Source organism: Prevotella sp. MA2016 (genome assembly GCF_000619825.1).
GTDB lineage: Bacteria > Bacteroidota > Bacteroidia > Bacteroidales > Bacteroidaceae > Prevotella.
This window is the reverse complement of the sequence record NZ_JHUW01000010.1, coordinates 211,024-232,899: the sequence shown is the minus strand read 5'-3', so window position 1 is coordinate 232,899 and position 21,876 is coordinate 211,024. Positions and strand designations below refer to the sequence as shown.

23 protein-coding genes are annotated in these 21,876 nt (G+C 47.1%); 11 read left to right on the top strand and 12 right to left on the bottom strand.

What is annotated here, in order from left to right:
- The first annotated feature begins 72 nt into the window (after window positions 1-72).
- The 4 genes from T360_RS0108535 (at window position 73) to T360_RS0108520 (ending at window position 5,542) form a co-directional block, all read left to right on the top strand.
- Window positions 73-2,253 carry a Tex family protein gene (locus T360_RS0108535; protein ID WP_028912404.1) on the top strand — a complete coding sequence of 727 codons (2,181 nt, stop codon included), beginning with the start codon at window positions 73-75 and terminating at the stop codon, window positions 2,251-2,253.
- 93 nt (window positions 2,254-2,346) lie between these two features.
- Window positions 2,347-2,991 (top strand): AAA family ATPase, encoded by a 645-nt coding sequence (locus T360_RS0108530; RefSeq protein ID WP_028912403.1) that lies wholly within the window; start codon window positions 2,347-2,349, stop codon window positions 2,989-2,991.
- Between the two features lie 6 nt (window positions 2,992-2,997).
- On the top strand, window positions 2,998-5,205 hold the full coding sequence (locus tag T360_RS0108525) for a SpoIIE family protein phosphatase (protein ID WP_028912402.1): 2,208 nt from the start codon (window positions 2,998-3,000) through the stop codon (window positions 5,203-5,205).
- 28 nt (window positions 5,206-5,233) lie between these two features.
- The gene (locus T360_RS0108520; protein ID WP_028912401.1) at window positions 5,234-5,542 is read left to right on the top strand and encodes an STAS domain-containing protein; all 309 of its coding nucleotides are present in this window, start codon (window positions 5,234-5,236) and stop codon (window positions 5,540-5,542) included.
- 79 nt (window positions 5,543-5,621) lie between these two features.
- Here the strand turns inward: T360_RS0108520 and rplT are convergent, their stop codons facing one another.
- The 8 genes from rplT to T360_RS0108480 all read right to left on the bottom strand — a co-directional run bounded on the left by rplT (window position 5,622) and on the right by T360_RS0108480 (window position 12,621).
- Window positions 5,622-5,966, bottom strand: a complete 345-nt coding sequence (gene rplT, locus T360_RS0108515; RefSeq protein ID WP_013064385.1) for a 50S ribosomal protein L20 — start codon at window positions 5,964-5,966, stop codon at window positions 5,622-5,624.
- A 34-nt stretch (window positions 5,967-6,000) separates the two neighbouring features.
- A complete protein-coding gene (gene rpmI, locus T360_RS0108510) occupies window positions 6,001-6,198 on the bottom strand; it encodes a 50S ribosomal protein L35 (protein WP_013064185.1) in 198 nt (65 codons plus the stop codon).
- 75 nt (window positions 6,199-6,273) lie between these two features.
- Window positions 6,274-6,978: a translation initiation factor IF-3 gene (gene infC / locus T360_RS0108505; RefSeq protein WP_028912400.1), complete on the bottom strand. Its 705-nt coding sequence runs from the start codon at window positions 6,976-6,978 to the stop codon at window positions 6,274-6,276.
- 99 nt (window positions 6,979-7,077) lie between these two features.
- On the bottom strand, window positions 7,078-9,021 hold the full coding sequence (gene thrS / locus T360_RS0108500) for a threonine--tRNA ligase (RefSeq protein ID WP_028912399.1): 1,944 nt from the start codon (window positions 9,019-9,021) through the stop codon (window positions 7,078-7,080).
- Window positions 9,022-9,107: 86 nt separating this feature from the next.
- Window positions 9,108-11,039, bottom strand: a complete 1,932-nt coding sequence (locus T360_RS0108495) for a tetratricopeptide repeat protein (RefSeq protein ID WP_028912398.1) — start codon at window positions 11,037-11,039, stop codon at window positions 9,108-9,110.
- Between the two features lie 80 nt (window positions 11,040-11,119).
- Window positions 11,120-11,680 (bottom strand): peptide deformylase, encoded by a 561-nt coding sequence (gene def, locus T360_RS0108490; protein ID WP_028912397.1) that lies wholly within the window; start codon window positions 11,678-11,680, stop codon window positions 11,120-11,122.
- 20 nt (window positions 11,681-11,700) lie between these two features.
- Complete coding sequence (gene ruvX / locus T360_RS0108485) at window positions 11,701-12,114, bottom strand: Holliday junction resolvase RuvX (protein WP_028912396.1); 414 nt, start codon at window positions 12,112-12,114, stop codon at window positions 11,701-11,703.
- A 9-nt stretch (window positions 12,115-12,123) separates the two neighbouring features.
- Window positions 12,124-12,621, bottom strand: a complete 498-nt coding sequence (locus T360_RS0108480; RefSeq protein ID WP_028912395.1) for an SPOR domain-containing protein — start codon at window positions 12,619-12,621, stop codon at window positions 12,124-12,126.
- Window positions 12,622-12,852: 231 nt separating this feature from the next.
- On the opposite strand from T360_RS0108480, the gene T360_RS0108475 reads away from it, so the two are divergent.
- The 3 genes from T360_RS0108475 to T360_RS0108465 are packed head-to-tail and all read left to right on the top strand — an operon-like array spanning window position 12,853 to window position 13,703.
- A complete protein-coding gene (locus T360_RS0108475; RefSeq protein WP_028912394.1) occupies window positions 12,853-13,068 on the top strand; it encodes a YtxH domain-containing protein in 216 nt (71 codons plus the stop codon).
- Window positions 13,069-13,071: 3 nt separating this feature from the next.
- Window positions 13,072-13,422 (top strand): hypothetical protein, encoded by a 351-nt coding sequence (locus T360_RS0108470; protein WP_028912393.1) that lies wholly within the window; start codon window positions 13,072-13,074, stop codon window positions 13,420-13,422.
- Between the two features lie 5 nt (window positions 13,423-13,427).
- Window positions 13,428-13,703, top strand: a complete 276-nt coding sequence (locus T360_RS0108465; protein ID WP_036929215.1) for a hypothetical protein — start codon at window positions 13,428-13,430, stop codon at window positions 13,701-13,703.
- A gap of 168 nt (window positions 13,704-13,871) precedes the next feature.
- Here the strand turns inward: T360_RS0108465 and T360_RS0108460 are convergent, their stop codons facing one another.
- The 3 genes from T360_RS0108460 to T360_RS0108450 form a co-directional block, all read right to left on the bottom strand.
- On the bottom strand, window positions 13,872-14,633 hold the full coding sequence (locus tag T360_RS0108460) for an MBL fold metallo-hydrolase (RefSeq protein WP_028912391.1): 762 nt from the start codon (window positions 14,631-14,633) through the stop codon (window positions 13,872-13,874).
- Window positions 14,630-15,631, bottom strand: coding sequence for a UDP-N-acetylmuramate dehydrogenase (gene murB / locus T360_RS0108455; protein WP_028912390.1), 1,002 nt, complete (start codon window positions 15,629-15,631; stop codon window positions 14,630-14,632). Before murB ends, T360_RS0108460 begins: the two co-directional genes overlap by 4 nt.
- Window positions 15,632-15,693: 62 nt before the next feature.
- Entirely contained in the window at window positions 15,694-16,533 is an 840-nt protein-coding gene (locus tag T360_RS0108450; RefSeq protein WP_028912389.1) for a DUF4348 domain-containing protein, read from the bottom strand.
- Window positions 16,534-16,699: 166 nt separating this feature from the next.
- Between T360_RS0108450 and pheS the strand changes: the two genes are divergently transcribed.
- Both pheS and T360_RS0108440 read left to right on the top strand, forming a co-directional pair.
- Entirely contained in the window at window positions 16,700-17,758 is a 1,059-nt protein-coding gene (pheS, locus tag T360_RS0108445; RefSeq protein ID WP_028912388.1) for a phenylalanine--tRNA ligase subunit alpha, read from the top strand.
- A gap of 47 nt (window positions 17,759-17,805) precedes the next feature.
- Complete coding sequence (locus tag T360_RS0108440; protein WP_028912387.1) at window positions 17,806-18,384, top strand: xanthine phosphoribosyltransferase; 579 nt, start codon at window positions 17,806-17,808, stop codon at window positions 18,382-18,384.
- Window positions 18,385-18,394: 10 nt separating this feature from the next.
- On the opposite strand, the gene T360_RS0108435 is transcribed toward T360_RS0108440, so the two are convergent.
- Window positions 18,395-19,492 carry a C1 family peptidase gene (locus T360_RS0108435; protein WP_028912386.1) on the bottom strand — a complete coding sequence of 366 codons (1,098 nt, stop codon included), beginning with the start codon at window positions 19,490-19,492 and terminating at the stop codon, window positions 18,395-18,397.
- 108 nt (window positions 19,493-19,600) lie between these two features.
- Between T360_RS0108435 and amrB the strand changes: the two genes are divergently transcribed.
- Both amrB and amrS read left to right on the top strand, forming a co-directional pair.
- A complete protein-coding gene (gene amrB / locus T360_RS0108430) occupies window positions 19,601-20,995 on the top strand; it encodes an AmmeMemoRadiSam system protein B (RefSeq protein WP_028912385.1) in 1,395 nt (464 codons plus the stop codon).
- A complete protein-coding gene (gene amrS / locus T360_RS0108425) occupies window positions 20,995-21,858 on the top strand; it encodes an AmmeMemoRadiSam system radical SAM enzyme (RefSeq protein WP_051523475.1) in 864 nt (287 codons plus the stop codon). Before amrB ends, amrS begins: the two co-directional genes overlap by 1 nt.
- The last annotated feature ends 18 nt before the right edge of the window (window positions 21,859-21,876 follow it).

Genomic DNA, 21,876 nt, shown 5'->3' with positions numbered 1-21,876 from the left:
TGCAAAATTACACATTTCTCACGATTTATTACTATTTTTGCACACAAATTAACGAAATTACTACTTATATTTATGCAAAAGAACATTTTTTCCTGTCTTATTGCTACACAGCTGGGCATCAGCGAGAAATCAGTAGCCAATACACTTGCTTTGCTGCAAGAGGGTTGCACCATACCATTCATAGCTCGTTACCGTAAGGAACGCACAGGAGGGCTCGACGAGGTAAAGATTGCCGCCATCAGCGATCGGTACGAGAAATTGATTGACATACAGAAACGCAAAGAAACAGTCGTCAAGACCATCCAGGATCTTAACAAGCTCACCCCTCAGTTGAAGGAACGTATCGACCAATGCTGGGATGCCACTGAGCTTGAAGATATCTACTTGCCCTATAAACCCAAACGTCGCACCCGTGCCCAGGTGGCTCGTGAACAAGGTCTGGAACCACTGGCTCAGATTATCATGCTTCAGCGTGAACGCGATCCTGAGAGTGCCGCCTCACGCTATGTAGGAGACAAGGTGCCAACCGCCGAAGAAGCTATCAAGGGAGCTCAAGACATTATTGCTGAGACGGTGAGTGAAGACGAGCGTTCACGCCAACAACTGCGCAATGTTTTTCAGCGACAGGCCATCATCACTTCAAAAGTAGTAAAAGCCAAGGCCGACACCGACGAAGCTGCCAAATATAGCGATTACTTTGAATGGAGCGAGCCACTGAAACGCTGCTCCAGTCACCGTTTGCTGGCCATGCGGAGAGGTGAGCAGGAGGGCATACTGCGAATCAGCATCTCGCCTGATGACACAGAGGCGTGCGACCGTTTGAAGCGACATTATGTATATGGCAATACAGCGTGCGGCAGACTGGTGAGCGAGGCTATTGACGATGGTTATAAGCGCCTGCTCAAGCCCGCCATCGAAACAGAGTTTGCCACATTCAGCAAAGAGAAAGCCGACGAAGAAGCTATCCGTGTATTTGCCGAGAACCTGCGCCAGCTACTACTGGGCGCTCCGCTGGGTCAGAAACGCGTGATGGGCATCGATCCTGGATTCCGCACCGGTTGCAAGGTGGTATGTCTCGATGCTCAGGGCAATCTGCTGCACCACGATGTCATCATGCCCCACCCACCAATCAACAAGCGCACCGAAGCAGCTGTCATCCTTCTGAAACTCATTGCCAAATATCAGATTGAGGCTATTTCAATAGGCAACGGCACTGCCAGTCGCGAAACCGACGCTTTCGTGAAAGATGTGTTGGCTGGTAGATACAATATTTCCGACAAAAACGGAAAAACAAGTCATTCTGACTCTACACCTCAGGTATTCGTAGTCAGCGAAGCAGGTGCCTCTGTCTATTCGGCGTCAAAGATTGCCCGCGACGAATTTCCTGATGAGGATGTCACCGTGCGAGGTGCCGTGAGTATCGGTCGCCGATTAATGGACCCACTGGCCGAACTGGTAAAGATTGACCCTAAAAGCATCGGTGTAGGTCAATATCAGCATGATGTTGACCAAAGCAAACTCAAGCACTCGCTCGACCAGACGGTGGAAAGCTGCGTAAACTCCGTGGGTGTGGATCTCAACACAGCCTCACAACATCTGCTCATGTATGTGAGTGGTCTGGGAGCTACACTTGCCAAGAATATTGTGGATTATCGTCGCGAGCATGGCGCTTTCACCTCTCGCAATCAACTACTAAAGGTGCCACGCCTAGGCCCTTCTGCCTTCCAGCAATGTGCAGGTTTCCTGCGTATTCGAAACGGCAAAAATCCGCTCGACAATTCTGCAGTACATCCAGAGAGTTATCCCATTGTAGAGCAGATGGCCAAGGATCAGAGTTGCTCTGTTGCCGACCTCATCCACGACAAGGACAAACGAGCAGCCATCCAGCTTTCACACTATGTTACAGCCGAAGTTGGTATGCCCACACTTACTGACATCCTGGCCGAACTCGAGAAGCCTGGACGCGACCCACGCGAACAGCTTGAAGCATTCGAGTTTGACAAGAATGTCAATACCATCGACGACCTTGTTGAAGGTATGGTGCTGCCAGGCATTGTTACCAACATCACTAATTTTGGTGCTTTTGTTGATATTGGCGTGCACCACGACGGACTTGTTCATATCTCACAGATGGCCAACCGTCGCATCGCCCATCCGCTCGACGTTGTAAAACTACACCAACACGTGATGGTTCGTGTGACAGAGGTTGACCACCGCCGCCAGCGTATTTCTCTATCAATGAAAGGCGTTTAATAAAATAAAAATATAAAAAAAAGTGAATTATTTGTTTTTCTCGATGAAAAAACGTATCTTTGTCGCAATATTACATTATAACAACATACCAATATGAAAAGAAACCAGAAATTCGTCATCACGATTAATCGTGAATTAGGTAGCGGCGGACGTACCGTTGGTCGCAAATTGGCAGAGAAGTTAGGTGTCGAATATTACGACAAAGCACTCATCAATAGCTTAGAGACAAGATACAACCTCAGTGTAGATGAAATCGAGAAGCTGAAAGGCCGTAGCCACGGCTGGTGGGCAGAGCTTAAGCGTACCCTCTTTGAGAGTAACGGTCAGGCCGCCACAGCCAACTATGGACTCGCTGTTCCTGGCGACAAACCTTTTGAACCAACCAGTTTCGATATGTACCAGGCTGAGAAGGAAATTCTGGCTGGTATTGCTGAGAACGAGTCATGCGTGATTGCCGGCCGCTTAGGTTTCCATGTATTCCGCACACATCCCAACCATTTGAGTATTCTTATTCAGGCCTCTATGCCATTCCGTTTGGAACGCATCATGCGCAAAAAACACATCAGCGAGCAGGAAGCCAGGAAAACGATAGACATGGTAGATAAGATGCGCGAGAACTATGTGAATGAATACGCTAAGACCTCACGCTATGACACCCGTAATTATGACCTCGTCATCACAGCTGATGGCAAAACAGAGGATGAAATTGTTGATTTCATCATGGCATATATCGACTAAACATACATGAAGAAAACTTCGGCCTACAGACTGAGCCTGATTATCATGACGGTACTCCTGATTATGTGGGGTACCATCATGACTATTGTATTAATTATCACCCGTAATTCCAGTGCCCAAGAGGTAGAATCACGCTATGAAGGTATTATACTCCACGCAAATGAAAAGATTCGCGGTGTACTTTCAGATGTATATGTAGCGGCTATCAATAATGTCAGCCTTATAGAGAACGACCTGGATAGTCCAGACAAGCTACAGAAGCATCTGGAAAAGATGGTGAGGCTAAACAACTATATGTCAAGTTGCCGACTCATCTTTGAGCCTGATTTCTATCCAGAGCGCGGACATTACTTTGAAATTTATGCATGGCGCGATTCTACAGGAACCATCAGGAGTAAGCAGATGAACGAGCAGCATCCCGATTATCTCACACACTCTTGGCTCCAGGCATCACTCGATAACCAGAAGGGCGATTGGACACCTCCCTACATTGACCGTGCAGCATCGCAACAACTCACAACCACATACCTGACGCCGATACACAACCAACTTGGTCGCCAAGCAGGATTGCTGGGAGCCGATGTATCACTGGAATGGCTGCGCCAACGCCACAAGCGCATTGACCAACAAAACCACGAGCGTTTTGAGAAGGGATTCAAGGAACAGTCATACAGTTTTATCATCGACAACGACGGTACCTATCTGATACATCCTGACGAAAGTCGTGTACTGAAAAAGACCTTCCAGGAAGTAGCTGCTAGCACCCCCGACCCAGCAGATGACAATCTGGCTCACTTGATGATGGACCGTCAAAGCGGTAGTGGCCTGACAAACAACAATGGTGTGAGCTCCGTCTTATTCTATTCGTATGTAAAATATGCCGACTGGACAGTAGTGATAGCAGTACCCGAAGCTATCATAAACCATCAAGGCAACATGTTGGGCACTATTATCATGGCTGTGATGCTATTCGGATTGGTAATCATATTCTTATTGAGTCGCACGCTCATCAAGAATATCGACAAGTTGAGAAACACATCAGCCCAAAAGGCCGCTATCGAGCAGGAGCTTAAGATTGCCAGTCATATTCAGCAGCAGATGCTCCCCAAGAAGTATCCTCCCTACCCCGACCGCAGTGATATAGATATTTTTGGCGAAATAGTTACTGCCAAGGAAGTTGGTGGCGACTTATATGATTTTCTGCTGAACGATGAGAAGTTGTTCTTCTGTATAGGCGATGTGAGTGGAAAGGGCGTGCCAGCATCACTGATGATGGCCGAGGCGATATCGCTCTTCCGGTGCGAAGCCATGCTGCACTCATCACCACAAACCATTGTAAAGCGCATGAACAAAACGCTATGCGAAAGCAACGATTCGTTTATGTTTGTGACCCTTTTCCTGGGAGTACTCGACTTGCAGACAGGCCAACTGACCTACACCAACGCCGGCCATGAGCCCCCACTGCTGGTACGTTCACTCGCCCGCTTCATATATGTTGACAACAACGTACCATTAGGTTTACGTCCTGATTGGGAATACACAGAGCAGCAAGTTCTCATGGACAACAATGAGATACTGCTCCTTTACACCGACGGTTATACTGAGGCAGAAACAGCTAACCACGAGCACTTCGGTCGCGAAAGAATTCGTAACAGATCCAACCGTCTGGCCGACCTGCATCTGGATGCGCGCCAGTTTGCCCACCAGCATTATGAGACGGCACAGAGCTTTGTTGGCGACACACCACAATCCGACGATATTTCGCTGCTTGCCATCAGATTCATGGGGCAGTCAGCAGCTAACACCTACCGTCGCAGTCTTACATTGAGTAACGATTTTGAGGAGGTGATGGAACTGACTGATTTTGTGAAAACCATCTGTCAGGATCATCATTTAGACGACACAACGACATCATTCACAACGCTGGCAGTTGAAGAAGCAGTGGTAAACGTGATGAAATACGCCTACCCCGACCGTCAGCCAAGTCACATTCTGTTGCAGGTAGAGGCAGACGAACATACGCTGACCTTTACACTGCGTGATAAAGGCATGCCCTTTGACGCCACACTGGTGGAAGAGGTTGATGTAGAGCAACAAGCAGAGCAGCGCATAGAAGGCGGTTTAGGCATACATCTGATGCGCCACTATATGGACCATATCAGCTACGAACGCAAAGGAGATGAGAACGTGCTGGTGATGCAAAAGCAATTATAATCATGTAACAAAGAGAACAATTTAAGATATGGAATTAAAAATAGACAAAACAGGCGAGCAACAAGTAACGCTGACATTGATCGGCAGACTTGATACCTCTGTGACACAAGCTGTAGAAAGAGAGATCAAGCCACTGTTTGATTACTTCGAAACAGAAATTGTGATAGATTGCAGACAACTCGAGTATATCTCATCGAGCGGTCTGCGCATTCTCATGCACATAGCCCAGCAAGGATGGATCAATCACTGCCAGATGTATGTTGACGGATTACAACCCCAAGTGTACGATGTATTCAAGACAACCGGCTTTGTCCACTTGTTTAACATCAGAGACTAGTTAAACTACTGCAGATAAAAAGTAAAACCCTCGCCGACTGGCGAGGGTTTTATTTTAAGACTTGGTAAAGTCGTTTAAATTACTTAACCTTCTCTACGATGGCCTTGAAAGCCTCGGGGTTGTTCATAGCGAGGTCAGCGAGCACCTTACGGTTGATCTCGATACCTGCCTTAGCGAGGTTACCCATGAGGACAGAGTAGCTCATACCCTCCTGACGAGCGGCAGCGTTGATACGCTGAATCCACAGGCTGCGGAAGTTACGCTTCTTGTTACGACGATCACGATAGGCGTAGGTCAAACCCTTCTCCCATGTGTTCTTTGCTACTGTCCAAACATTCTTGCGGGCACCGAAGTAACCGCGGGTAAGCTTCAAAATTCTCTTACGCTTTGCTCTTGATGCAACGTGATTTACTGATCTTGGCATAATTCTTACTTCTTTAAAATGTTAGACAATAGGTTTAACGGAGACACAACAGATCACGAACCTGCTTCATGTTGCTAGGATCAACGATAGTTGTACCTACCAAGTTGCGCTTCTGCTTCTTGGTCTTCTTTGTCAGAATGTGACTGTGGAAGGCATGACGTCTCTTTACCTTACCTGTTCCGGTGAATGAGAATCTCTTCTTAGCACCAGAGTTTGTCTTTACTTTTGGCATTGTTTTAAAAATTTAAATTGTTATTAATATCAAGCAGCTACGCATATACCGGGCGCGCCACCTTCTTTTTATTCTTTAATCCTCCTCAGTGTTCTGCAGCTTTTTCAGTGCATCAGCGCTGATTTTAGCATTAGCAAAGAGCCCGCCGTTTGCTGGGGTCTCATTCTCTGCAGTCTCCTCTTTCTGCTGCTTTGCCAACTCCTTAGCTTCGGCCTGAGCCGCCTCGCGGTCACGTGCCTGCTGGCTTTTCTTGGCAGAACCGGCCTTCTTTGGAGCCAGATAGAGGAACATCTTCTTGCCTTCGAGTGATGGCATGCCCTCAACCTTTCCTACCTCTTCGAGGTCGTTAGCAAAACGGAGCAGCAATACCTCTCCCTGCTCTTTAAACAGGATAGAGCGGCCACGGAAGAATACGTATGCACGTACCTTGTTGCCCTCCTCGAGGAACTCGCGAGCGTGCTTCAGCTTGAACTGATAGTCATGCTCATCGGTCTGAGGTCCGAATCTGATTTCCTTCACCTCAACCTTTACCTGCTTGGCCTTCATTTCCTTCTGACGCTTTTTCTGCTGGTAGAGGAATTTGGAGTAGTCGATGAGACGACATACTGGCGGATTGGCATTGGGCGATATCTCCACGAGGTCAACCCCCATGTCACGGGCCTGATTGAGCGCATCACGCGTAGACATTACAGACGAACCTTCGTCGCCTACGATGCGGACTTCACGTACTCGAATCTGTTCGTTGATACGGTACTGATTCTTCAATTTGTCATTCTTCATTAACTACTTTTTAAGAAATCGGCTGCAAAATTACTAATTTTCTTTGAACTTTGAGCTTCGTGCTATTAACTATTTGAAAAAAATTATAAATATTTAACTTTAGAAGTCTTTGGTCATCTCAGCAACACGGGCGTTAACCTCATCGATAAACTCCTGAATGGTCTTCACGCTCTGCTCGCCACCACCCTGTGGACGAACGGCAACTGTACCCTCAGCAGCCTCCTTCTCACCTACGATAACCATATAAGGAATACGCTTCAACTCGTTGTCACGGATCTTACGTCCCAGTTTCTCGTTACGCATATCCACTGTAGCGCGAACGCCACCCATATCAAACTTCTTGGCAACCTCCTGAGCATAGCCGTTATACTTCTCTGACAGAGGCAGGATAGCCACCTGGTCAGGAGTCAGCCACAATGGGAAGTGACCGCTGGTGTGCTCAATCAGAACGGCACAGAAGCGCTCCATTGAACCGAATGGTGCACGGTGAATCATCACAGGTGTCTTCTTCTGGTTATCCTCATCGGTATATTCCAGATTAAAGCGCTTAGGCAGGTTGTAGTCCACCTGGATAGTACCCAGCTGCCAACGGCGACCGATAGCATCCTTAATCATAAAGTCGAGCTTAGGACCATAGAAAGCAGCCTCGCCATATTCTACCTTTGCAGGCAGGCCCTTCTCCTGACAAGCCTCAACAATAGCCTTCTCAGCCAGAGCCCAGTCCTCATCAGTACCTACATACTTATCATGGTCGTTAGGATCGCGCAGAGAAATCTGAGCCTCGAAGTTAAATCCGAAGGCTGTCAGCACAATACCGATAATATCCATAACATTGAGGAACTCCTGCTTAACCTGATCAGGACGGCAGAACAAGTGTGCATCATCCTGTGTGAACGAACGCACACGAGTAAGTCCATGCAGCTCACCACTCTGCTCATAACGGTAAACAGTACCGAACTCAGCAATACGCAGTGGCAGGTCGCGGTATGAACGTGGCTTCCAAGCGAAGATTTCGCAGTGGTGAGGACAGTTCATTGGCTTCAGCATATACTCTTCATCCTCCTCAGGTGTATGGATAGGCTGGAATGAATCCTTGCCATAGTGTGCATAGTGACCAGAGGTAACGTAGAGATTCTTTGAACCGATATGCGGTGTGATAACCTCCTGATAGCCGAAACGCTTCTGCACCTTACGCAGGTGATCCTGCAGGCGCAGACGGAGTTCAGTACCCTTTGGCAACCAGATGGGCAGACCCTTACCTACCTTGTCTGAGAACATAAAGAGTTCCATCTCTTTTCCAATCTTACGATGGTCGCGCTTCTTAGCCTCTTCCAGCATCTCCAGATACTCGTCGAGCATCTTTTTCTTTGGGAATGAGATACCATACAAACGCTGCATCTGCTCGCGATTAGCATCTCCACGCCAGAAAGCACCGGCTACAGAGGTGAGCTTAACAGCTTTGATCTCGCCAGTATCCACAAGGTGTGGACCACGGCAGAGGTCGGTGAAATTACCCTGGGTATAGGTAGTGATAGAACCGTCTTCAAGATCCTGTTCAATGTGCTCGCACTTATAGGTCTGTCCCCACTCAGCAAACTGCTTCAGGGCATCAGCCTTTGAAACCTCACGACGCACAACAGGCTCTTTCTTACCAGCCAGTTCCTTCATCTTAGCCTCAATTTTCGGGAAATCGCTCTCCTTGATGCTCTCGCCGTCCTTCAGCAGTACATCATAGAAGAAACCATTCTCGACAGCAGGTCCGAAACCGAACTGAATGCCAGGATACAACTCCTGCAGTGCCTCAGCCAGCAAGTGGGCCGATGTGTGCCAGAAGGTATGCTTACCCTGCTCGTCATCAAACTTGTAGAGCGCGATGGTAGCGTCCTCATTGATAGGACGGTTCAGCTCTACTGTCTCACCGTTTACTCCACAGCTTACAACACTGCGTGCGAGAGCCGGTGAAATGCTCTCTGCAATCTGGAAACCAGTTACGCCCTGCTCATACGAGCGAACAGATCCGTCTGGGAATGTAATGTTAATCATCATATCTACAATATATGTTTGAATTTTTAAATTGCCTGCAAAGATAGTGTTTTTATTCCAAACCGATGCATCTTTATCGAAAAAAATTACTTGTCGCGATACTTTTTGATAACACTATAGGCCTGATAGAGTCCTAATTCGCCTGCTTTCGACAAATCTTCGATACCTTCATCCACGTGCTTGGCATTGATTTTTGCCAGTCCGCGGTTAAACCAAGCTTCGGCCAGATCCTGATTCAGTTTTAGCGCTATCGAGTAGTCGGCTATAGCCCGCTGGTAGTCATGACGCAAAGCATAAAGGTTACCTCTATTATAATATAGGTATGCATTCTGCGGTGCCAGTCTGATGGCATCCGACAGGTCGCCCAGCACATTGGCCGACTTCAGATCGATGTTGGTGCCCTCAGAGGCATTAAACTCATTGATCTTGGCCTGACAAACGGCACGCTGCCAATAAGCCAGCGACGAAGTTGAATCTATCTGCAAGCAGATGCTCAGGTCGTCGATAGCATTATCGAAGTTCTGGATAGAACCATAGGCGATAGCACGCAGCAATAGCAATGGTGCCACTTTGGTCGTAGTCTTCGATTTATCTATCTGATTACTCAGCGAGTCGATATAAGCGAAGGTCTGCTTCATTCTGCTCTCACTCAGTGTACGCTGTTCGCAAGAGAGATAAACGGTATGTGAGCCCGACGCCTGATTAAAGGCATCCACGCTGTTCTCGAAAGCATTCTCTACCTTCACTTCATTCTGTGGCTGCACAAACGTCAGACCATACATCGGCAGCATGTTCACCTGAGCCTTACGGTTCTGCACTCTACCGCGATAATCGCTCTTATACTCGTGCTCCACCTCCTGCTCATCTGCCACAACCAACTGGTTATATTTGTCGGGATCAATATCGCTACGCTTACGCATCTGCTTTTTCGAGAGTCGTGGCTGCTTACCGTAGCGCTTATCCATCTGCGCCTTCAAGATGCGGAACTCATCCAGTTCAGCCTGCTTGGTGTTACCCAGTCGGCGATAGCACGAAGCACGATGCTGCAATCCGAACCAGAAGTTGGGATATTCCTCAATCACTTTCGAATAGTCGCGGATAGCCGCCCTCAGATTACCTGTTTGTTCCAGGAGCAAGGCACGGTTGAAGAGCGCCATCAGGTTATCCGGTTCCAGTTTCAGTACAAAGTCAAAATCCTCTATACCTCGGTTGTCATCACCCACCTGAGCACGCAGCAGTCCGCGGTTATAATGCCCTAAGAAGTTGTTCGGGTCCAAATCGAGCGCTGTGTCATAGTCGGCCATCGCCCCACGCAGGTTGTTCTGGTTGAATCGAGCCATCGCACGATTGATATAGTTGCCAGCATGTTTCGGCAGCAAGTGAATACTCTTACTCAGAAACTCCTCGCCCTCCTTCCACTTCTGGCGCGACAGACTGATGACAGCCCTCTCTGCCCAGATACCACCGTCGTATGGGTCAAGTTCCAGACTCTTATCAAGCGCCTTGACAGCCTTGGTAGTATCTTTCTGCAACAGATATATCTCAGCCTGCATCGAATAAGCTCGCGCATACTTCGACCATCGTGTTTCCATCGTGTCAATCTGCGCCAACGCCAGATCATAGTTTTTATCCTGAATCAAACAGAGCACTCGGTTATGCCAGAGTGCCTGATTATCAGGATCGTAGCGCAGTGCACGATCATAATCGCGCACAGCATCGCTATACTTTTTCTGATTTATTCGGCACAAGCCACGCAGTTCATAGGCATTCACCACATAAGGATTTCGCTCAATAGCCTCCGTACAGTCACTTTCGGCTCCACGGAAATCATCCAGATAGAACTTGGCTACACCACGAAAAAACCAAGGCTCATAGAGCCATGGTTTCATGCTGATAGCCTGATTAAAATACTGTATAGACAGAACGTAATCCTCATAATAGAGTGCCGAACGTCCTATCATCACCAAGCGATCAGTATTAAACTGCGCTAAACACCTTGAACATTGAACATTGAACATTGAACATTGCAGTACCAACGAGAGCAATATCCATCTCAAGAACTTACTATTCATAATGGCCAATGGTCAATCATCAATGTTCAACGTCTTACTACTTTGGTCTTGTAGCCACAACGGAAGCGTCCCTGTGTCAGAGCGCGCAACTTACTCTTAATAAGCTGCTTGCGGAGAGGCGAGATACGATCCACAAACATCTTTCCGTCGAGGTGGTCGAACTCATGCTGCATCACACGAGCCAGATAACCTTCGATCCACTCGTCGTGGTGCTCAAAGTTCTCGTCATCCCACTCTACATGGATACGTGTAGGACGTGTCACCTTCTCGTGGATGGCAGGAATAGACAGACAGCCCTCCTCCGACACATCAGTATTTGTTTCATCATACTCCACGATATGAGCATTGATAAACACCTTTCTAAACCCCTTGTATTCAGGCAGATCTTCTGAAATCACATCCAGGTCGATAACCACCAGTCGGATGGGCTTGCCAATCTGAGGCGCAGCCAGTCCGATACCTTCCGACTCTGCCAATGTCTCCCACATATCCCCAATCAGATCTTTCAACTGTGGGTAATCGGGTGTAATATCCTCAGCCACCTTGCGAAGCACAGGCTGACCGAATATATAAATAGGTAATATCATAATAAATTGAAAATTGATAATTATTTGCGACTGCGAAGATAATCCTCGAGAATGATTGTCGCCGATATTTCGTCCACTAGTCCTTTGTTCTGTCGGGCCTTCTTCTTCAGTCCTCCATCAAGCATAGCCTGATGCGCCAGCACCGACGTAAAACGTTCATCATAATACTGTATTGGCACCTGCGGCATAGCCTTACGCCAGCGGTTAACGAACTGCTGCACACGAGCCAGATTCTCACTAGGCTCTCCATTAGGCTGTCGCGGTTCTCCAATCACTATCAGTTCCACCTGTTCACGCGCCAGATAAGCTTTCAGATAGTCAAACAGCTCCGATGTAGCAACAGTCGCCAATCCCCCAGCAATAATCTGCAGAGGATCGGTGACTGCTAAACCGGTACGTTTTTTACCGTAATCTATTGATAGTATCCTAGCCAACGTTGCTAATTAACGAGCGTTATACAGCAACCAAGCATCAGGATAAGATGCACGAATCTGATCGCGGCTGGCAGCAGCTGCAGCCTTATCAGCGAAGGTAGAAGCGATTACGCGATACATATTCTTCTCGTTGTTCTTTACCACCTGAGCATCGTAGCCAGCATTCTTCAGGCGCTGCATCAGTCCTTCAGCATTAGCACGAACACCGAATGAACCAACAACAACACTGAAAGCCTTCAATCCGCTACCGCTGATGAGCGATACACTCTCCTGGCGTACAGAAACATTGTCGAGATTATCAACCACCTGAGTCTCTGTGGCAGGCTTAGCCTCTACAGGGGCTACAACAGGAGCAGTCTCAACCACGGGCTGAGCAGCCTGCTGCTGAGCAGTGTCATACTGCTTAGCCTTCTCGTAAGCCTTCTTATAGGCACTCTCATTAGTCTTACAACTTGTCATTGCCAGTGCCAGGCACAAACCTGCGCATAATACGGTGTACTTCTTCATTTTTCCTAATTTTTATTTTCTAATTCAATTATTGATTCAATATTTTGTGTGCGAAATTACTAATTATTACTCAAAAGCGAGCCAAAACACAACATAAAGTTTGTTAAATCAGAGAAAACACAACTTTTTTATTAAAAATTTGGCTGATTTTTGCATTACAACCAGAAAACTTTCGTATATTTGCAGTCAAATAAGTTTTTATTCATTATTAATTTAGAAAGGATTTATATTATGAAAGGATTAGGTTATGTAGGCGCTATTCTTGGCGGAGCCATCGCTGGCGCAGTGGTAGGTATATTGGTAGCCCCAGAAAAAGGAAAAGACACTCGTGTAAAGATTACCGATGCTGTAGAGGATTTCCTGAAGAAGCACAACATCAAGCTGAGCCGCAAGGAGGTAGTCGATCTTGTTGACGACATTCAGGACGCAGCTGCTGAGGAGGAATAACCCATGCTGTCTAGCGATAAGAATGTAGAGAACATAGCACAGCTGATAGAGGTGCTAAAACACTATCTCGGGTTACAAACGGAATACGTAAAGCTCGCGATGATAGACAAGGTGGTGCGCCTGGTTACGGCAGCCGCCTTGGCTATCGTGTTCATTCTGGTGATAGCGGCATGCCTCACTTACCTGTCGTTTGCTATTGCTTTATGGCTGGCAACGTTTACAGGCACGGCCTTGGCATTCCTTATTGTATCACTGCTCTATCTGCTGTTATTCATCTTGTTTATCATCTTCCGCAAACCATGGATTGAGAAGCCCCTCGTGAGATTCCTGTCCGGTTTGTTGCTCAGTAAATAACGACTATGCAGAACAAAAAGACATCAAATAGTTTTAGTACGCTCGATGAAATTGTTGAGCGCAAGGATGCTCTGCTCGAAGAGATCCAGCGTGATGAAGAAAAGGTAGCTTCGCTTTGGAGCCAGACGTTCCTCAAGCGTGACGAAACTTCTAAGGGCGATTATATTGCCAGTTTGGTAAGCAATGGCTTTATAGCGTTCGATGCATTTCTGCTGGTCAGGAAGCTCTTTAAGGGCTACGGTTTTCTGTTCGGAAAAGGTAAGCGCAAACGCTGGTTATAATAAAAAAAGGGTCACCGCTGTGACCCAAACCTTTGTTAACCTTAAATCTAATACTATGAAAAACACACGATGCAAAGTTACGATTTTTTTCGTCACTTGCAAAACATTCCCAAAAATATCATCACAAATTAACCAATTTTAAGGGAATCCCGTATGCATTTTACATAATTACAGATATATTTCTTGTCCGTCGTAGGCCAGATTTATGCCTTCAGGCAATAGTCTGTTCACCTCGTCATGCAATCCCACATCATGACACACATGGATAATCAGCGTTTGCTTGGCCCCCACCCTACGCGCAAAGGCTATGGCATCGTCCATGAGTTGATGCGAGTGGTGAGGCTTATCAAATCGCAAAGCATTGACCACCAACAACTCGGTACCCTCTAGATAAGACAATTCACCATCATCGATGGTCTTCATGTCGGTGATATATGTCAGCTTTCCAATTCTATATCCCAGAATAGGCAGTTTGCCATGCATCACCTGGATGGGCATCACCTCCATATCACCAATCTGCAAAGGCTTGTGTGGCTCAATCTCATGCAGCCCTATTGCAGGCACACCCGGATAGCGGTTATCAGCAAAACAGTATGGCAGCATTTGCAGCATACCCTGTTTGGCCAGCGCATCAGCATACACGTTGATAGCTCCAAACTGACAGTATGGCCGAATATCATCCATACCGCCCATATGATCGTAATGCGAGTGGGTTATCAGGATGCCATCGATTTTACGGAAAGGCTGTGGTAATATCTGTTGACGGAAGTCAGGACCGCAGTCAATCAGGATGCGTGTGGTATCGGTCTCCACCAGCACCGAACAGCGCGTACGTTTATCCTTGGGATTGGTGCTCGTACAAACCTTACACTGGCAACCTATCACTGGCACGCCGCACGAAGTGCCTGTTCCTAAAAACGTCAGTTTCATATCACGTTTACCTCCGGATAAATATCTACACCAAACTTAGCTTTCACGTCGGTTTGAATCTGCTGGCACAGCGCCACGATCTCCTGACCGGTGGCACCACCGCGGTTCACCAGCACCAACGCCTGCTTATCGTGCACACCGGCACGCCCCAACGATTTACCCTTCCAGCCACACTGGTCGATCATCCAACCTGCAGGAATCTTCACGTTGTCGGCATCAATATCATAGTGTGGCATACCTTCATAAAGAGCAGCCAGTTCGTTGTATTTCTCTCGAGCCACAATCGGGTTCATAAAAAAGCTACCAGCATTGCCCAGTACTTTTGGATCGGGCAGTTTAGCCTCACGTATGCTTATAATCGTGTCGCGCAACTGCTGAGCTGTAGGCTCACTTATGCCCTGCTTCTCCAGCTCTGCACGGATATTACCATAGTCTAAACGAGGCTCGAACGTTGCAGAGAATTCGTATTCTACACTCAGTATCAGATACCGATTTTTCCATTCATGCTTAAACTTGCTCTGGCGATAGCCATATTCGCATTCTGCATTCTCAATCACGCACACATTTCCTGTGGCTATCTCAACAGCACGGATACTACGAATCAAATCCTTAGCCTCAGCACCGTAAGCACCGATATTCTGCACAGCGCTCGCTCCCACATCACCAGGAATCAGCGAGAGATTCTCTGCCCCATACAGGCCCATACTGATGCTTTGTGCCACCACATCGTCGAACACTTCACCACTGCCGCACACCAGACGGTTTCCTGTGCGACTGATGCCCTTACAGGTGGAATGCACTACGATACCCTCATAATCACGGGTCAACAATAGATTGCTGCCACCACCTATTATTATATAAGGTATGCGTGCAGAACGCAGCAGCTCGGCCACCTCTACAGCTTCAGCCTCTGTGCTATACTCGACAAACTGAGCACACTTGGCATCAATACCAAATGTGTTATGTTGCTTCAGACTATAATTACTCAAATTTTTCAACTCTTCAATTCTTCAATTCTTCCACTCTTCAATTTTTCAACTCTTCCACTCTTCAACTTTCCTTACGTTGCCATTTTCTTGAGCAGCCATTTGCCACCCTCTTTCTTGAAACGCAGCTCCATCTCAAGACCGTTGGCCACGCCCCTCAGCAAGTAGATTTTCTGCTTACCCTCAGTCTGGGGCTTACCGTAAATAATGTTATAGAGAGTTTTCTGAGGCAGTGTAGGCGCAAAAGCCTCCCATGTGTCGGGCGTAATCACACCTTCCATCATGTTGAAGTCATCATCTGGGTCAGGACCACTAAAGTCAACAGTCTCACTCAGACTCTTTATCTGGAAGGCCGAGTCGGTCACAAACCGGTGATAGAAGCTCAGGAACGAGGCGTTAGGATCACTCTGCAGCGGAGTAACCCTGATTTCCAGTAGCAGCCAAGCACCTTTAATGCGCTGGAACATATAGTTCTTCACCTGTCTCTTGGCCAGCAGAATCTTTTCCACCACAGCCTCGTTCACGGCCGTATCCTTCATCAGTTGCATCTGCTTGTCGTCATTAAATAGTAAGGTATAATATCCCTGACGCATAAACAGGTGTTCCATCTTCCACTTACTTTTTTCAATCGTTGTGGTTTTACCGTTTTCAGTTACTCTCAGCGGGAAAACCACACGCTCCTTTTGTAGCTTCTTGTTGGCCAGGAAGTTAAACAGAAAATCGTCAAACATGTCATCAGCAGCTCTTGGCATAGGAGTCTCTGTAATCAGCATCTCCAATGAGTCAACATCTGTGGTGTCAGTAGAGTCAGCCACCGAATCGGCTGGCACCTCCTCCGTCTGATTTGCCTTGTTCCCAGTACACGAGAACATCATCAGCACCAATGCGAAAATCGCGATAAAAAACCTTTTCATCTACTTAATGTAGTACCCTAATCTTTCTAATTTCTCTCAAAATTTCGGCAAAGATACACATTTTTTTAGATATAAGTACACAAGAACAAACTTTTTTCTGTTCTTTTGTTCTTTTTATCCCAAAAAATAAGTACCTTTGCACGCAAAATTGCAATTTTTATAGTTTATGATACTTGATAAGATAGACGAACTTCTGAAAGAAGTACAGAATTTGAGCGCTAAAAACGCTGAGGAAGTTGAGCAGCTCCGACTGAAATATCTGAGCAAGAAAGGCGAGATTACAGCCTTGATGAACGACTTCCGCGAGGTGCCTGCCGACCAGAAGAAGGCAGTGGGCATGAAGATTAACGAACTGAAGACTCTGGCCACCGAGCGCATTAATCAACTGCGCGAGGAGTGCGACACTCAGGAGACGACCGACGAGGCTATCGACCTGACCCGCACCCCCTACCCAATCCAGTTGGGTACACGTCATCCACTCACCATCGTCACTAACGAGATTATCGATATTTTCTCTCGCATGGGCTTTGTACTGGCCGATGGTCCTGAGGTTGAAGACGACAACCACATCTTTACAAAGATGAACTTCGCAGCCGACCACCCTGCTCGTGATATGCAGGACACATTCTTCGTATCTCAGCATCCTAACGATGTCACCAAGAACATTCTGCTGCGTTCTCACACATCAAGTGTTCAGGCCCGCATCATGGAGCAGATGCACGACGAGAACGGCAAGCTCACCGCTCCTATCCGCGTGATCTGCCCAGGCCGTGTATATCGCAACGAGGCTATCACCGCTCGTGCACACTGTTTCTTCCATCAGGTAGAAGGATTGTATATCGACAAGAACGTATCGTTTACCGACTTGAAGCAGGTTCTGCTCTCGTTTGCAAAGGAGATGTTTGGTGCCGACACTAAGATTCGTCTGCGCCCATCTTACTTCCCATTCACCGAGCCCAGTGCCGAGATGGATATCTCTTGCTTCATCTGTGGTGGCGAGGGTTGCGGCTTCTGTAAGCACACTGGTTGGGTAGAGATTCTGGGTTGCGGCATGGTTGATCCTAACGTGCTCGAACTCTGCGGCATCGACTCTAAGGAGTACACCGGTTACGCCTTTGGTATGGGTGTTGAGCGTATCACCAACTTGAAGTACCGAGTAAGCGACCTCCGCATGTTCTCAGAGAACGACACCCGCTTCCTCGAAGAATTCGAATCAGCAAACTAAAATAATAATTAAAGCCCCACCTTAGCGGTGAGGCTTTTTGTGTTTTTATGAACTATCTAGAACAGAAAATCCTTCAAGAGTGTGAGGTCAGACCTGGTAATATTCTGAAGATTGACAGTTTTCTCAATCATCAGATTCAGATGGACGTGATGCGCTTTATTGCCCAGGAGTTCAAGAGCAGGTTTGCAGACGCCAAGATTACCAAGATTCTCACCATCGAAGCCAGTGGCATAGCTATTGCAACCATGCTTGGCAACAGTCTTGATGTGCCCGTTGTGTTTGCTAAGAAGAGCCAGACACTCAATAGCAGCGACGACAAATACATGTCGCACGCCTATTCTTTTACCCATAAGATGCAGAACATGGTGTTTGTTTCAGTCCCCTATCTCTCAGCTTCCGACCATCTGCTGATAGTAGATGATTTCCTTGCCGAAGGCGAAGCTGTTCACGCCCTTATCGACATCGCCCGCCAGGCAGGTGCCACAATAACAGGCATTGGTATCGCCGTAGAAAAGGGCAACCAGAATGGCGGTCGCATACTTCGTGAAGAAGGCTACCACTTAGAATCCCTCGCCATCATCGAAGAGATGAACTACGAAACCCAATCCATTAAGTTTCGAGAATAGACAATTAATACTATTTTGTTGATATGTTTAGATTAAGTGCGTGGCGGTTAAGGAAGATGTAGGTGGTGTTCAGGGCGATATAGTCGCGCGACATATACCAGATACCTTTGAAATCGCCACTCTGGCCCCATGAGTTCTTTACCATATAGTAAGGATTACCTTGCTCGTCTGTGGCCTTGCCGTAGATAAGCATCACGTGGTCGTAGGTAAATCGCCAATCGTCCCATTGTTCCTGTCGTAACTGTTGGGTAGGCTTCACGCCTTCGGGAAGCATAGCCAATCCTGTGCGCGTAAAATCACCTGTTACATCGCCACCCCAAGCTACTGTATAACCTGCATCAATAGCCTTATCAAGTACATCCATCAACTGCTCTATGGGAATGTTGTAACTAGGTTTCAGTCGCCATTTGTAGGGTGCCTCAATCACAAACCATTGGTTGAACGGATGGTGGGTAAAGCTAGTAAGACTTACATAATCGTCGAGGTTCAGACCAAGACTCTCAGCAAATGTTTTTGGCGTGTACGTTTTTCCCTGATATACGAACTGCTCAGGACAGCTGCCAATATAGCGATTTATGACTGCCTGCACGCTATCCTGCCAATGAGCCTTGGGGGCCTTGGCATTTTTTGTTACGATACTGCTTACAGTACGTTCCAACTCTGGGAAGAACACTTTGAAATTAGCCAGCGAATCGCCCGTTAACGAGCCTGGTGCAGGCATTGCGTTCTCTGGGCAGATGCCATGCTGACGTATCACCTCAAGCACATCATCACACGAGCCTCCCTCTGATATCTGACTGTAGCCATGCATACGCACATAGTGTGTGGCATTGTCCATATAGTCGTTGTTAACCACAAACATCTCGCACAGGTCGTAGGTTTTACCCGTTTGTCGCAGTATCTCGCTTTCAAAATAGCCCAATGTAGCGTATGCCCAGCAGGTTCCACTACGATATTGGTTCTTTACACTGGTTATCGGAAGTTCCTTCACCGTAGTAAACGATTTCTTTACCTGCGAAGCAATGGCTCCGCGCTGCAGATTCTCCTGTGCCGATGCCGTTGTTGCCATCAGCATCATTGCAATAATTGTTTTATAATAATGTGCCATACGCTAACATCTATAGTTCGTCCGCAAAAGTAAACAAAAAAGTGGGACGTTCCAAATTTATTAGCAGAAATATTAGGATGATATGGAGATTATTGCTATCTTTGCGACATGAAATTAGGACAAGTAAGACCAGCCACACAGGCCAACCGCTTTTACACGGGCGATGCAGAAGAGCTTGAGAATGAGGTGGATAGCCTGCTAAAACAGCACAATAGTCAGGTTTACGATAATCTGGCAGCACTCATTGTACCCCATGCTGGCTACTATTTCTCTGGAAATGTGGCAGCATCGGCCTATATGACGATTGATGCCAAGAAAGAATACAAACGCATTTTCTTGTTAGGTCCCAGCCATCACGAATGGCTTAATGGTGCATCGGTAAACACCGAGGCCGACTATTACGCCACACCACTTGGCAATGTAAAAGTGGACCACGAAACAGCTATCGAACTGACTAAGGCTGATAGCATTTTCGCCTATCACCGTTCGGCTCATGCGCAAGAGCATTGTCTGGAGGTGCAACTGCCATTTCTGCAGCGCAAACTGGGCGAAGTGCCCCCAATAGTGCCTATCATCATTTCGACCAACGACTACTACAAACTTAAACGGATGGCCGATGTGCTGAAACCGTATTTTACTGACGAGAATCTGTTTGTAATCAGCAGCGATTTTTCGCATTATCCATCGTACCAAGATGCCTACGAGGTGGATGCAAAAACAGGCAAAGCCATCGAAACAGGCGATGTAGAGGAGTTTATTGCCGCCATCGAAGCCAATGCAAATAGCGGCAAACGCAATCTGGCAACGAGTGCATGCGGTGAATTTGCCATCGTTACGTTAATGCTGATGATGGATAGTAGATACGACGTTAAGCACCTGATGTATCAGAACTCTGGCGATATCGACAATCGCGATCTTAGTCGCGTGGTGGGCTATCATTCGTTCGCTATCCTGCGCAACAACACAAGTTTCGCTCTTTCTGATGACGACAAGAAAGCGCTGAAGGACATCGCTTTTCAAAGCATTAAAGATACCCTTGACGGTAAGCCTATCGCACAGCAACCAATCCGCTCATCCATTCTCAATTCGAAATGCGGAGCCTTTGTATCGCTGCACAAACATGGACGATTGCGTGGTTGTATAGGGCACTTTGGCGAGGATTTTGCTCTACATGAGATTGTGGCCAAGATGGCTCGTGCTGCAGCATTCGAAGACCCACGATTTATGCCCGTTACCAGTGATGAACTTGCTGATATCGACATCGAGATTTCTGTGCTCACACCTATGCGCCGCATACAGAATATCGACGAGTTTGAATTGCATCATCATGGCATCTATATTAAGAAAGGTTATCGTAGCGGCACTTTCCTTCCACAAGTAGCCGATGAGGTGAACTGGACTAAAGAAGAATTCATAGGGCATTGCGCACAAGATAAGGCTGGCATAGGTTGGGATGGATGGCGCGATGCAGAATTGTATGTTTACGAAGCAATAGTTTTCTGATGGAGTGCAGATATTATCATCGATTGGAGGATGGACGAGTGGAATGCGAACTATGTCCGCATCACTGTAAGATAAGCGATGGCCAAACGGGTATCTGCCGCAGTAGACGGAATCATGGCGGCACGCTGGTGAGCGAGGTGTATGCCAAGCCTTGTTCGCTGGCCATTGATCCGATAGAGAAGAAGCCACTTTACCATTTTCACCCAGGCACTACATGTCTCTCCATAGCTTGTACAGGGTGTAACTTCCGTTGCTTAAACTGTCAGAATCACGAGATATCGCAGGTTTCACCACAAGATGTGAACTACTATGAACTTCAACCTGACGAAGTGGTTGCACTATGCCAAAAGCACCATAGTCCAGGCATCGCCTATACTTACACCGAGCCACTTACCTATATAGAATATATCACTGATACAGCCCGAAAAGCCCACGAAGCTGGACTCTGGAACATATTGGTTTCAGCTGGCTATGTTTGCCAGGAACCACTGAGCCATCTGCTACCTTATCTTGATGCCGCCAACGTAGATTTAAAATCGTTTAGCGAAAGTATATACCAGCGTGTGAGTGGCGGCCATCTGCAACCTGTACTCGACACCATTCTGGCTATGCGTGATGCTGGCGTTTGGTTAGAGATAACCAACCTGGTGATTCCAGGCATCAACGACGATATGCAGATGATTAAAGAAATGTGCAAATGGTTGAAAGATAATGGCTTATCCAAAGCACCATTGCACTTCAGCCGATTCTTCCCTCGCTATAAGATGCAAGATACCCCACCTACCCCTCGTCAAACACTATATGCTGCCAAGCAGATAGCCGAAGAAGAGGGCATCAAGCATGTGTATTTGGGGAATATTTAGTTACAGAAAGTTAAATTT

Coding starts and splice junctions, on each gene's coding strand:
- T360_RS0108475 (WP_028912394.1), top strand. CDS start 12,853: ATGAAAGGATTAGGTTATGTAGGCGCTATTCTTGGCGGAGCCATCGCT.
- T360_RS0108520 (WP_028912401.1), top strand. CDS start 5,234: ATGGAATTAAAAATAGACAAAACAGGCGAGCAACAAGTAACGCTGACA.
- pheS (WP_028912388.1), top strand. CDS start 16,700: ATGATACTTGATAAGATAGACGAACTTCTGAAAGAAGTACAGAATTTG.
- amrS (WP_051523475.1), top strand. CDS start 20,995: ATGGAGTGCAGATATTATCATCGATTGGAGGATGGACGAGTGGAATGC.
- def (WP_028912397.1), bottom strand. CDS start 11,680: ATGATATTACCTATTTATATATTCGGTCAGCCTGTGCTTCGCAAGGTG.
- T360_RS0108525 (WP_028912402.1), top strand. CDS start 2,998: ATGAAGAAAACTTCGGCCTACAGACTGAGCCTGATTATCATGACGGTA.
- T360_RS0108480 (WP_028912395.1), bottom strand. CDS start 12,621: ATGAAGAAGTACACCGTATTATGCGCAGGTTTGTGCCTGGCACTGGCA.
- T360_RS0108450 (WP_028912389.1), bottom strand. CDS start 16,533: ATGAAAAGGTTTTTTATCGCGATTTTCGCATTGGTGCTGATGATGTTC.
- T360_RS0108460 (WP_028912391.1), bottom strand. CDS start 14,633: ATGAAACTGACGTTTTTAGGAACAGGCACTTCGTGCGGCGTGCCAGTG.
- rplT (WP_013064385.1), bottom strand. CDS start 5,966: ATGCCAAGATCAGTAAATCACGTTGCATCAAGAGCAAAGCGTAAGAGA.
- infC (WP_028912400.1), bottom strand. CDS start 6,978: ATGAAGAATGACAAATTGAAGAATCAGTACCGTATCAACGAACAGATT.
- T360_RS0108440 (WP_028912387.1), top strand. CDS start 17,806: ATGAACTATCTAGAACAGAAAATCCTTCAAGAGTGTGAGGTCAGACCT.
- T360_RS0108495 (WP_028912398.1), bottom strand. CDS start 11,039: ATGTTCAATGTTCAATGTTCAAGGTGTTTAGCGCAGTTTAATACTGAT.
- rpmI (WP_013064185.1), bottom strand. CDS start 6,198: ATGCCAAAAGTAAAGACAAACTCTGGTGCTAAGAAGAGATTCTCATTC.
- T360_RS0108530 (WP_028912403.1), top strand. CDS start 2,347: ATGAAAAGAAACCAGAAATTCGTCATCACGATTAATCGTGAATTAGGT.
- thrS (WP_028912399.1), bottom strand. CDS start 9,021: ATGATTAACATTACATTCCCAGACGGATCTGTTCGCTCGTATGAGCAG.
- T360_RS0108435 (WP_028912386.1), bottom strand. CDS start 19,492: ATGGCACATTATTATAAAACAATTATTGCAATGATGCTGATGGCAACA.
- amrB (WP_028912385.1), top strand. CDS start 19,601: ATGAAATTAGGACAAGTAAGACCAGCCACACAGGCCAACCGCTTTTAC.
- T360_RS0108535 (WP_028912404.1), top strand. CDS start 73: ATGCAAAAGAACATTTTTTCCTGTCTTATTGCTACACAGCTGGGCATC.
- T360_RS0108470 (WP_028912393.1), top strand. CDS start 13,072: ATGCTGTCTAGCGATAAGAATGTAGAGAACATAGCACAGCTGATAGAG.
- T360_RS0108465 (WP_036929215.1), top strand. CDS start 13,428: ATGCAGAACAAAAAGACATCAAATAGTTTTAGTACGCTCGATGAAATT.